Origin of the sequence: Metabacillus litoralis (assembly GCF_007994985.1) — a bacterium.
Taxonomy (GTDB): Bacteria; Bacillota; Bacilli; order Bacillales; family Bacillaceae; genus Metabacillus; species Metabacillus litoralis.
On sequence record NZ_VOQF01000003.1, the window covers coordinates 372511 to 384973 of the forward strand.

At 33.5% G+C, this 12463-nt stretch carries 11 protein-coding genes; 2 read left to right on the forward strand and 9 right to left on the reverse strand.

Features of this window, described 5'->3' with window-relative positions:
- Window positions 1–33 precede the first annotated feature (33 nt).
- The gene (gene ytvI, locus FS935_RS06815) at window positions 34–1092 is read left to right on the forward strand and encodes a sporulation integral membrane protein YtvI (RefSeq protein ID WP_146946831.1); all 1059 of its coding nucleotides are present in this window, start codon (window positions 34–36) and stop codon (window positions 1090–1092) included.
- Window positions 1093–1527: 435 nt separating this feature from the next.
- On the opposite strand, the gene FS935_RS06820 is transcribed toward ytvI, so the two are convergent.
- The 8 genes from FS935_RS06820 to cyoE form a co-directional block, all read right to left on the reverse strand.
- Window positions 1528–2049, reverse strand: coding sequence for a GNAT family N-acetyltransferase (locus FS935_RS06820; RefSeq protein WP_146946833.1), 522 nt, complete (start codon window positions 2047–2049; stop codon window positions 1528–1530).
- Between the two features lie 324 nt (window positions 2050–2373).
- Entirely contained in the window at window positions 2374–2841 is a 468-nt protein-coding gene (locus FS935_RS06825) for a DUF420 domain-containing protein (RefSeq protein WP_146946835.1), read from the reverse strand.
- Window positions 2842–2934: 93 nt separating this feature from the next.
- Window positions 2935–3834: a cytochrome c oxidase assembly factor CtaG gene (ctaG, locus tag FS935_RS06830; RefSeq protein ID WP_146946837.1), complete on the reverse strand. Its 900-nt coding sequence runs from the start codon at window positions 3832–3834 to the stop codon at window positions 2935–2937.
- A 334-nt stretch (window positions 3835–4168) separates the two neighbouring features.
- Window positions 4169–4501, reverse strand: a complete 333-nt coding sequence (gene ctaF / locus FS935_RS06835; RefSeq protein ID WP_146946839.1) for a cytochrome c oxidase subunit IVB — start codon at window positions 4499–4501, stop codon at window positions 4169–4171.
- Window positions 4502–4505: 4 nt separating this feature from the next.
- Window positions 4506–5132 carry a cytochrome c oxidase subunit III gene (gene ctaE, locus FS935_RS06840; protein ID WP_146946841.1) on the reverse strand — a complete coding sequence of 209 codons (627 nt, stop codon included), beginning with the start codon at window positions 5130–5132 and terminating at the stop codon, window positions 4506–4508.
- Complete coding sequence (gene ctaD / locus FS935_RS06845; RefSeq protein WP_146946844.1) at window positions 5132–6997, reverse strand: cytochrome c oxidase subunit I; 1866 nt, start codon at window positions 6995–6997, stop codon at window positions 5132–5134. The genes ctaE and ctaD overlap by 1 nt, the downstream gene beginning before the upstream one ends.
- A 32-nt stretch (window positions 6998–7029) precedes the next feature.
- Window positions 7030–8109, reverse strand: a complete 1080-nt coding sequence (gene coxB, locus FS935_RS06850; protein WP_146946846.1) for a cytochrome c oxidase subunit II — start codon at window positions 8107–8109, stop codon at window positions 7030–7032.
- Between the two features lie 101 nt (window positions 8110–8210).
- On the reverse strand, window positions 8211–9131 hold the full coding sequence (gene cyoE, locus FS935_RS06855; RefSeq protein ID WP_146947099.1) for a heme o synthase: 921 nt from the start codon (window positions 9129–9131) through the stop codon (window positions 8211–8213).
- A gap of 853 nt (window positions 9132–9984) precedes the next feature.
- Here cyoE and FS935_RS06860 point away from each other — a divergent pair.
- On the forward strand, window positions 9985–10926 hold the full coding sequence (locus FS935_RS06860) for a COX15/CtaA family protein (RefSeq protein WP_146946848.1): 942 nt from the start codon (window positions 9985–9987) through the stop codon (window positions 10924–10926).
- 213 nt (window positions 10927–11139) lie between these two features.
- Here FS935_RS06860 and ftsW read toward each other — a convergent pair whose 3' ends face one another.
- The gene (ftsW, locus tag FS935_RS06865) at window positions 11140–12357 is read right to left on the reverse strand and encodes a putative lipid II flippase FtsW (RefSeq protein ID WP_146946850.1); all 1218 of its coding nucleotides are present in this window, start codon (window positions 12355–12357) and stop codon (window positions 11140–11142) included.
- Window positions 12358–12463: the final 106 nt, after the last annotated feature.

Genomic DNA, 12463 nt, shown 5'->3' on the forward strand with positions numbered 1-12463 from the left:
GGGAGTGAAGTTTAGATAGAGAGGGGCACTATATTGACCACATTGTTAAACAGACGTAGTCTTTTTATAATCCTTGCAATTGTGATTATAGGAGCTATTGTATTTTTTATTTTACCAATTTCAGTACCACTAATTGTAGCATTTATTACTGCCCTCTTTCTTGAACCAGTTATTAGACTGCTTAAGCATAGAACAAAATTAAATAGACATTTGGCAGTGTTAATTGTATTTCTATTATTTGTTATTTTAATAGGAGTAAGCGGTTATATATTATCAACAAAAGTAATTGGCGAAGTTGTGCAGATCGTTGATAACGCACCTTCTTATATAAATGAAATAACTAAAGTATGGGAAAGCTTCGAAGATGAAATAACAACAACAACTCAGGATTTGCCACCAATTGTTGTGGATGAGGTAAGTGATCAAGTCACAAATTTTTTACAAAAAACACGTACTGAACTAACTAGTTATGTGAATATAGAAAATGTCAAAACCATATTTACAAATATTCCAAATTACCTTGTAAACCTTATTGTTTACTTAATTGCTTTATTTTTATTTATGTTAGAGCTTCCACGCTTAAAAAAGAAGACATATTCTTATTTAACTGATAAAACGGCTGAAAAAGTATCCTTCATGACTTCAAGGCTTACATATGTTGTTATGGGGTTTATAAAAGCTCAATTTTTAGTTAGTGTTATTATTTTTGTTGTATCATTAATAGGCTTATTATTTATCGCTCCTGAGATAGCTTTAATTATGTCATTGATTATATGGATTATTGATGTCATTCCTTTAATCGGATCAATTATCATCATGGGTCCATGGACACTATATCATGTTATTACTGGAGATGCGGCACTCGCTGCAAAACTCGGGATCTTAACTATTACACTCTTAGTAATTAGGAGAACAATTGAACCAAAGGTTATGGGAACACATATTGGTCTTTCACCTCTAGCGACCCTTATTTCAATGTACCTTGGCTTGAAACTTTTCGGAGTACTCGGGTTTTTCATCGGTCCAATGATATTAATTATTTATAACTCAGCACGTGAGGCTGGACTCATTAAAATTAAGTTTAAAATATAAAGAGACTGAAACATAAGTATTTAAGCTAATGATAAACCCGAATAATTAGGTGATATTTCAATTAATCAATCGCCTAATTATTCGGGTTTTTATTAGCTGTCTTCAGTAGATTTTTTGATTTTGCATACTATTTTTAAGAACTAGTGGAATGGAACGGAAGAACAATCGACTCCTACAGGCATAGGGAGGCTGAGCCTCCTCCCCGGCGAATGGATTGTCTGCAGCGCAATGGAACGAACTTGTTTCTTTCAGTTTAACTGAATTTAGATTTATTCGTCTTTTTTGTGGCTTCTTTAATTATGTCCCAGCCTCTTTGACATTTAATAAAACGTTATATTCTAATCAATTCTATAAAAATTTCCTATTGGTAACTTCCTTATTTTCTTTTTTCATAAAAAAACATTTTATCTACTGCATAATGAAACCATAACTCCATTATTCACCTTTTTTCTGAATCTCCCATGTTAAAAAATCCCCATCTTTCTTTTTACAAATAAAGCCTAATTTATTGTAAAGTTTAATTGTTTGCTGATGCTCTACCTCGCATTCCATAATAATTTTTTTTACAGCTTGCTGATAAGTTAGCCAATCAATAAACGCATCAATAGCTTCATAGGCAATTGTTTCATCTATATTATCACCATCAATATGATAACTAAGTTCCACTTCCCCTTCCTTTTCGGGTTTACCCTTCATTAATAAGTCACCAATAATCTTTTTTTGTTCGTATAAAATGATCAACCAAAAACCACAATCAAGATCTTTTTCTTCTTTTTCCATCCTTTCCATACTCTCAATGTAATATGGAATAAATCCTCTTACAACGGATGTAGGCCAGTAAGATGGTATTTCAATTGGAGATCTTTTCTCTAATTCTTTACGATGAAAAACTAAAGACTTTGCAATATCAAGTGAACATGGAACAATCATTAACCGATTTGTTAAAATTTCAATCAAGCCATTCTCTCCCCTCTTACTAATTTGGTTAATAAAAGAGATATGAATGATTCTTTCATCGCAACAAGGTGAGACGATTCTTCACCTCTAGCACCCATTCTTTCCTCTAGAACATTCCTAGCATCATATAACACCTAAACTATACAATTTAATACACGCAGAACTAACTATCTATACTTATCAATGCTTTGACCCAAAAGACTAGCATCTTAAAATAAGTAAGTCAGCTAAATATAATCTAAAAGCACTTTTCTAAAAATCAAAAATTAAATAATAAAAAAGGTGGTTTAGAATATTTTATTCTAAACCACCTTCAAATTATGTTTAAAAACCAAAGATTGCTTTTATTACAGATGTAGTTTCCCCGCCACTGTAAAACACATAAAGTAATAAATAGACTGCAACACCAGTTATACCAGTAAAAAACCAAATAATACTTGTGTACGGACCTAATTTACGATGCTTTTCATAATTCTTTTTATATCCAGTTATTAAGGATATAATTCCAAAAACAGCTCCAATTGTAGCTAATGTAATATGAAATACAAGAAATATTGTATAATAAATTTTAATATCCTCGGGTCCTCCAAAAGCAGTGTTTCCAATAAAAATGGTTCTCGACGCATAGATAACAAAGAAGATAACAGCAAAAACTCCAGCTAGTGTCATGACTTTAATATGTGCATTTATCTTACGCTGTTTAATCAAGAACCAGCCAATTGCTACAAATATAGCACTTAATACAATAAATGTTGTACTAATCGTAGGTAAAATAGGTAGTGATGAATTCATAAATGTTCCTTTCCTTATCATGAGATAATACGTTTTCATCAATCTTACAAAACAGATGGAAAACCTGACTAACTTATTGTCAGACTTTACATCTTATTTAATCGGTTCTAAAGATAAATCTTTAAAGTCTTGCTGATCTTTTTCACGTTCTTTACGAGCCCACTGGAAGAATATATATGCAAGGATTGTACCATATACAATTTCTTGAATAATCTTCATTAATACTCCGCCTAGCTGTTGATCTTCAACTAATGGCAAAGTGTTAAACATATCAGGACCTGTTAAATTTAAACCAGCTAACATATCTGCAGGAACACATAATTGCAAAGCATTTAACCATGCTTGTGGTTCTGAATATGTTAAGTACAGAGGATCTGTAGCAAAAATAATTAAGGCACACGCAGGAGTTAACAAAACACCATCTGCAAAGATATACCCTACTTTTTTGATTCCATTAATGGATTTCCATCCCGGTAATGTATTTAAAAGAGGCCACCACATTGACATGGCACCAACAAAAATAATGGTAGTCATAATCGAATGATAGATAGGATCTGTTTTCACAAAATCAAATACTAACGGTACATGGTAGAGTGAAAAAACACCATTAAAGAATATAAGAGCAATAATTGGTTTGGAAAGTAGCTTAAAAACCGGTTTAATGACTGGTCGATATAAAATAAATTCCCATAACCAATTTGGTATTCCCAGAATGACTAACGGTGGTACAACTAAATATAAGATAGCCATTTGTGTCATATGAGCACTAAACATAATATGACCTAATAAATCTACAGGACTTCCTTTACTTATATAAAGAGATAAAATGGCAAGTACAAAAATCACTTGCTGTTTTAGAGGTACCGGGGTACTATTTTTAAATTTTGTACGCCATGGTCCGATAGCCAAGAAAAACAATGTTGTTATAATTAATAATGTAATTAAGAAATAAGGACTCCATAACGCTCGAAATCCAAATATATCAAAGCTCATCTATAAATCAGCTCCTTAAACTAGTCCTTCCCGACTATTATACACTTCACGATTTGGTCTATCAATGAACGTTCTATGACAAATGAGAAATAATGCAGAGAAACAAGCATTATTAAGAAAAAACCTGAGAGGAAACTTATAATGCGAATCATGTAAAGAAAGACCAATTTAGCTCTATTGTATTCATATTATATTCAAGAAAAAAGTATAGTTCCAGCACGCTCGTGAATGATCGAAACAATCACATAAATAAGTCCAGGTTTCAATTTGATCATAGAAAAAAAGGACAATTAGCTTAAAGCCAATTGTCCTTTCCTATCATCTGATTAGATTATTACCACCAAATAATTGTTACAAATGTTAATACAGTTAATGCTGCAACACCTACACCAGAATATAGGAATAATGCTGGTGTTTCATGGCCTTTATGGCTCATGTGCATGAAATAGTATAGCTGAAAAATAACTTGAATAACTGCCAATGTGATAATAAATGGAATCTTGAAAGATTCACCAATTCCATCATATCCCACTGCAATAAAAGCAACGATTGTTAAGAAAATCATCATTGCAAATGTTACAATTTGATGCTTCATATCTTCTGCATTTTTTTTGCGTCGATATGCCCAATCTACTTTAGGGTTTGCTGAATTATGATTATTTGCCATCAGTTTATCCCACCATTCCCATTAAGTATACAACAGTAAAGATGAATACCCAAACAACATCAATAAAATGCCAGTAAAGACTAGCAACATAATATTTAGGTGCGTTATATAAGCTTAATCCACGTTTTGAATTACGAACGATTAATGTTGTGATCCATAATAATCCAAAAGCAACGTGAAGACCATGTGTTCCTACTAGTACATAAAAAGCTGAACCTAGAGCACTGCCAGTAATTGTGAAGTCAAATTCATGTATATAATGATTGAATTCATAAATTTCAAGCAATAGGAAAGCTAAACCTAATAGAACTGTAATGATTAACCACAATTGCATTTTAGCAAAATTGAAGTTCTTCATATGATACATTGCGTATACACTTGTTAAGCTAGAAGTTAAAAGTATCATTGTAGCTACGAATACAAGTGGAAGCTCGAATAGTTCCTGAGTTGTTGCTCCACCTGCAGTTGATTCTCTTAAAGCAAGAAATGTTGCGAAGAGACTTGCAAAGAGCACAGTCTCTCCACCAAGAAATAACCAAAAACCTAAAAACTTATTTTTACCTTCGAGGGTAGCTTTTTCAGGCGATGCAGGAAAATTCTCAGCTGTTAATTTTTCTTCAACATTTGCCATTATGCTTTCCCTCCTTTATCTTCATTCATTAAATCTTCTTTATGGATATGATATCCATGATCATCAATGATCGAACGTAAGAACATTGCACCAAGAGTAATGATGAAGCCTACAATGATTGCTGCAAGTCCCCATCCATAATCTTCTCGATACATTAAACCAAACGATACAATGAATAATCCAAACGACATAATGAACGGTAAAATTGATCCATTAGGCATATGGATGTCACCAAGTGGTTCTGCAGGTGTCATTTCTTTATTACCTTCCATTTTCTCGATCCAAAGAGCATCAAGTCCACGAACAAGTGGAGTTTGCTTAAAGTTATACTCAGGCGGTGGTGATGGTATTGCCCACTCAAGTGTACGTCCATCTTCCCACGGATCGATACCAACCTTTTTACCTTTAACAGATGTAATAACAATGTTAACAAGTAACAAGATTGTAGCGGCTGCCATAAAAAATGCACCGACCGTACTAATAAAGTTAGCAATATCTAGACCTTGACCAGGTAGGAATGTGAATACACGACGTGGCATACCCCATAAACCTAAGAAATGCTGAATAAAGAACGTTAAGTGGAAACCTGTAAAGAATAATGCAAAAATAATATAGTTTAATTTTTCATTAAGCATTTTCCCAAACATTGTCGGCCACCAGTAAATAGCACCGGCAAATAATGAGAATACTACCCCACCAACAATTACATAGTGGAAATGAGCTACAACAAAATAGGTATCATGATATTGATAATCAGCAGCTGCTGCAGCTAACATAACACCAGTTACTCCACCCATAACAAATGTTGGTATAAAAGCAACAGACCAAACCATTGGAGATGTGAATTTAATTGAACCACCCCAAATAGTAAATAGCCAGTTGAAAATTTTAATACCAGTTGGAACCGCAATGGCCATTGTTGCAACTGCAAAGATAGCATTTGCAATTGGACCTAAACCAGTTGTGAACATGTGATGAGCCCACACCATAAAGCCTAAGAAACCAATTAGCACTGTTGCAAATACCATTGAAGAGTATCCAAATAAACGTTTTCTTGCAAATACAGGAAGAATATCAGAGAAAATACCGAACGCTGGTAAAATCAAGATATATACTTCAGGGTGACCAAAAATCCAGAATAAATGCTCCCAAATTACAGTATTACCACCCAAAGCCGGGTTAAAGAAAGCAGTTCCGAATAAACGGTCAAACATTAGTAAAGCCAAACCTACTGTTAAAGCAGGGAAAGCAAATAAAATAAGTGCAGATGCTACAAATGTAGTCCAAGTAAATAACGGCATACGCATGTAAGTCATACCAGGTGCACGCATATTAATAATTGTTACAAGGAAATTAATACCCGCGATCAGCGTACCTAAACCTGAAACCTGTAATCCTAATAAATAAAAATCTACACCATGACCAGGTGAATGCATCGCTAATGAGGCATATGAAGTCCAACCTGCGTCAGGAGCTCCACCTAGAAACCAACTTAAGTTTAAGAATACTCCACCGAAGAAGAATAGCCAAAAACCAAGTGAATTTAAGAATGGAAATGCAACATCACGTGCACCTATTTGTAATGGTACAACTGCATTCATTAATGCGAATAATAAAGGCATTGCAGCTAGGAATATCATTGTTGTTCCATGCATTGTTAATATTTCATTATAAAGACCTGCACTAACAAAGTCATTATCTGGAACAGCTAGCTGAATGCGGATCAGCATTGCTTCTAATCCACCAACAAGGAAGAAGAAGCCACCGGATATCAGGTAAAGGATGGCGATTTTCTTATGGTCAACTGTTGTTAAGTAATCCCATAATGTTGCACCAATCCCCTTTTTCTGAGTTAACGTGCTCACAGTGTTACCTCCCTTTTCAATTTACTAAAAAATTAGTTACTAGAGACTTTAAGTCCCATTAAGTATTCCGTAAGAGCATCAAGCTCCTGATCTGACAATTTAGGATAAGTATTAGTCATCTTATTGCCAGGTTTGTATGTTTCTGGGTCTTTTAACCAATTGCGAATATTTTCTGCATCATTTGGTAGAATACCCGCTACACGAGCTCGTTCACCAAATGTTGCTAAATTCGGTGCAGTTCTTGCAGCTGCAGGACGTTCGTCAGTTGGAGAAACTGCGTGACAAGCAATACATCCTTTTTCTTCAAATAATTGTTCTCCTTGTACAGCTAACTCAGTTGAAGCTACTGCTTGAGCACCTTCCATATCAGAGATCCATTGGTCAAATTCATCTCTAGATAATGCTTTTACTTTAAAATCCATTAAACCATGTGATGGACCACAAAGCTCAGCACATTTACCGTAGAAATATTCTCCGGCTTGGTCTGCTCTTGCAGAATCAAAAGACAACCACATCTGGTTTACGTTATCTGTGTTTGTATCCATCTTACCACCGGCAGAAGGAATCCAAAAAGAGTGCTTAACATCAGAAGCAATTAAATTGAAATAAACTTTTTCATCTGTTGGAACAATTAAGTCTTGACTAGTGACTACTCCATAGTCAGGATATTCAAATTCCCACCAATATAAATTTGCTCTTACATTTACAACAATCGCATCTTCCGCTTTTCGATTTTCATCTTCAATAGCATCCACTTCTGCAAGTTTAAATGTTGCAGAAACAACTGGAACTGTTAAGACTAGTAGTAAAAGAATCGGTATAACAGTCCAAATAATTTCAAGTTTATGATTTCCTTCCACTTGAACAGGAATGTTGTTTTCTTCACCTTTACGTCTACGGAATTTAACGACAACATAAATGAAGATTACGGTTACGACTGCAATGACCACAACCATTATAAGTGTACTAAGCACCATTAGGTCGTATTGCATATCCGCTACTTCTCCAGCAGGTTTAAGTGTGGAAAGAAACGGTTCCCCACAGCCGGCTAAGAAAAGCGTCAACATTGCAAATAATGGAAGCAGACGCCATTTTGTCAGCCATTTTCTCATAGCTTAATCAAACCCCTCTTTCAGTAATTTAAAATTCCTATTAATTTAAAAATAAGGAACCCTTTTTATAAATAAATTCTTTTTAAGAAAGAATTTCAACATTAGACAATGGTGAAAAGCACCATTGATACGAACAAGATCGTTAAATAATTAATGGAATATACAAACATTTTTGTCGCCCATTTCATCTCTTGATCCTTGTTTTTAAAGTTTTTAATCCCCATAATAATCCAACCAATATTTAGTAAAGTTGCTAGGATTACAAAACCGGTACCTAATTCATACAAATAAAATGGTAAAGGCAATAAACATACAATCCATACCATAATCTGGCGCTTAGTAATTTCAAATCCATGAACGACTGGAAGCATCGGTATATTAGCAGCACGGTATTCTTCAGTTCTTCTCATAGCCAATGCAAGGAAGTGAGGTGGTTGCCAGATGAACATAATAAGAAATAACACCCAAGCTACAACACTTAAGTTTGCATCAATCGCTGCCCAGCCAATTAAAGGTGGTACAGCACCAGATACGCTACCAATTACCGTGTTGATGGTATATAGTCGTTTTGACCACATTGTATAAAGGAAGACATATGTTACAACACCAACTAAAGAGATGAGTGTTGCCGTTAATGTCGTCATTAACATAAACATAAAGCCTATTGTTAACAAAAAGATTCCTATCCATAAAGCATGAACTGGATTCATTTTACCAGTAACGGTAGGTCTATCTTTCGTTCTCTCCATAAGATGATCGATATCTCGGTCATAATAGTTATTAATTGCACATGAGCCAGCAATAACTAGTGAAGAACCAATCATTGTAAATAATACAATATCTATATTTGATAAAAACCCTTTACCACTAAAGTAAAGCGCTAGCCAAATACCAGTAAATGTAGTGATTGCGTTAGAATTAACAATTCCTACTTTTATAAGAGCTAAAAACTCTTTCCAAAGTGTTGTTTCGCGTATATTAGCAGAATGCTGCTTAAGAGTAGCATCATCAAAAGCTTTCATGTTAGCCAATTCTTTACCTCCTTACTCCTAGTTATTCTTAGATGTTACAAATATCCTTATGTTTTGCACAAGAATTTCTAGCAGCAATTAAATTCTAACTCAAGAACTCTTTCATTTGTTGATCCATCATTGAATTCTTATGAAGGCGGTTGCAACAAGTGAACTTTCTATATTCTATGATACTAAAAAATGAATGAATTAAAAATGGTCTACTTGAAATTAAAACATAATTACTAATACAATTGTGAACAAATTATGAAGTATATTTGTCGAAATTGTGAAGAAACAAATCAATCAATTCCTATTAAAACAAATTCATACATCAAGCCTAGTCCATTTTAACATAAATTGCTGAGCAAATCTTAAGAAAAAATAAGTTATTTATTGAATTCATTTTCCAATTTGTTATTTACTATAACATTACCTATCTATTTCTAGCAAAATAAGACAAAATATTCAACCCTTTGTATGATGTTATTAATACTTCACCCGTTATTCTCTTTCTACTTAGGTCAAGCAAATATTGACTTATACAATATCTATTTGTTTTTTAAGCAATGTTTTTGTTATCAAGTTATTCATTAAATACTCGTATAAAAAAGCCATTCTGTGAAAAAAATTACTATTATTAGAAACTATGTACTAAACAGTATAATTAAGAAAATCATTATCACTTAGAGAGATTGTCAATTCATTAATATTCAAAAAACAAGTTTACAAAGAAGTAGTGTAAAGATCCAATAACTTTGTGAACATTTCAGTTATTTTATTGTCTTTTATTGCTACATTGTGTACTATCTAAAAGTACTTACTATTTAACGTTACCATTTTACTATATAAGTAGGTGAACATTTTGCAACATGCTCTAAAATGGTTTGCCGTTTTCACAACACTCATTATGGTCGTTGTCTTAATAGGCGGAGCCTTAGTAACAAAAACTGAGTCAGGTGCAGGGTGTGGAGATTCTTGGCCATTATGTCATGGTGAACTTATTCCTAGTAATATTACCTTTGAGCTTATCGTCGAGCTAAGCCACCGTTTAGTTAGTGGACTTGCTGGTTTTACTGTTCTAATACTTTCTATATGGTCTTGGAAAAAGATAGGTCATATTAGAGAAACAAAATTCCTTGCATTATTATCAGTATTTTTCCTAGTATTACAGGCTTTAATTGGAGCTGCAGCTGTAATGTGGGGACAATCTGATGCAATACTAGCTCTCCATTTTGGTATTTCACTTATTTCTTTTGCATCCGTCTTATTGTTAACTTTATTGATTTTTGAAATTGATAAGAAATTTGATGCTAAATCCCTTGTTATCAATAAAGATATGAAATTCCATATGGTAGGAATTATTGTTTATTCCTATGTAGTTGTTTATACCGGAGCATACGTTAGACATAAAGGTGCTAGCCTTGCTTGTCCTGAATGGCCACTTTGTAGCAACAGGGCTGGTGGTTTACCTACAACATTACATGAATGGATACAGATGGGACACCGATTTGCTGCTGGAATAATCTTCATATGGATCGCTTATGCAACTTGGCGTGCAATCAAGCATTACAAACATGAAAAAGTTATTTATTGGGGCTGGATTATTGCGTTTATCTTAGTTTCGATGCAAGTTACTTCAGGTGCTTTAGTTGTCATCACTGGTTTGAACCTATATATTGCACTTGCTCATGCTTTGATTATTTCTTGTCTTTTTGGCCTCTTAAGTTATTTCTTATTACTTGTTAGTCGAAGTAATACTAACATTGAGGTAGATTCTTCATCAGATCAATCTGTAACAAAATAAAAAAAGGAAACCTTCGTGGTTTCCTTTTTTTATTTTGCTGAATTTTTATTAAATTGTTTGAGTTTCACTATAGACCTTCCTAACTATGAAAAATCAATATTTATTCACATTGATTTTTTATTTTATAGTAAAACTGGAAACATAACTAAATATGATTAAATAAGGAACTTTCCAAAACGAACAACCATTTAGGAAAATAATAAAAAATAATGACTATCTTATTGAACTCGTTTGATTTCGTTTAAATTGCTTTACATTTCCGGTTTGATCAACTTCTTGATTTAATGGTTTCTTATATGTTTCTCGATATGTTGTAAACATAGAAACATTAACTAATAACCCCATTGAAATCATTAATAATAAGATTGATGAACCACCATAACTTATGAAGGGTAACGGTACTCCCGTTATTGGTAGTAATCCAGTTAATCCACCTAAATTAATCATAGATTGTATAGCAATCATACTTGAAATACCGACAGCAAGTAATGTACCAAAAGGATCTTGACATTTACGTGCAACAGAAAATCCTTTTAAGATAACAAACGTTAAGAGAATCAATACAAACAAAACACCTAAAATTCCTAATTCTTCCGCAATGACAGCCATGATAAAATCAGTATGAGATTCAGGTAAATATCCATACTTTTGAACACCTTGTCCTAAACCAAGACCTTTCAATCCACCTGATCCTATCGCATAAAATGAATTTACTAACTGGTACCCTGCTCCTTCTATGTTACCGAAAGGATCTGTAACACCTACAAAACGACTTAACTGTTCATCACTGAACAGGCCCTTCATAATAACGATAGGAGCCATTAAAACTCCAGCTAATAATAAAAGAGCTATGAGCTTTACAATACTTTTAAAAGCCATTCCCGAGCATAAAATCATACATATTGAAATCATTGCGATAATAAAGGCTGTCCCAAAATCGGGTTGTATAACAACAAACAAACAAATTAGTACTGTAAAGATTAATGGAGGCAATACTCCCCTGCCAAACTCATCAATATATGATTGTTTCTTATCATAAACTGCAGCCAAATAGATGATTACACTTAATTTCACAAATTCACCTGGTTGGATGCTAAATCCCCCAATAGAGATCCAGCTTTGAGCACCACCAGCAGCATGTCCAATAAAAAACAACGAAATTAGCACTATTATAGATCCAAAAGTAATTAACTTTATTATCTTATCATGTAGAAATGCTCTGTATGGAAAAATGATCATAATAAAAAATGCAAGTCCCCCTGCAAGCAAAGCTAGTTTTTGCCTTTGAAAAAAGTGATCAGGCTCATACCCAAAGCGAGATACAGCTGTAATCATACTTGAGCTGTACACCATCACTAAGCCAAAGCAGCATAATAAGACAATTGCTATTATTAACGAATAATCATATGATTTTAATATTTTTTTTACCATACATATCTCTTCCCTTGTCATATATATGTTTATAATCTAGTTGTGCCCTTTATTTTACTACAACTTCGACTTCAAGAGAGTAAAATCCTCTAAAAATATCTTTTTT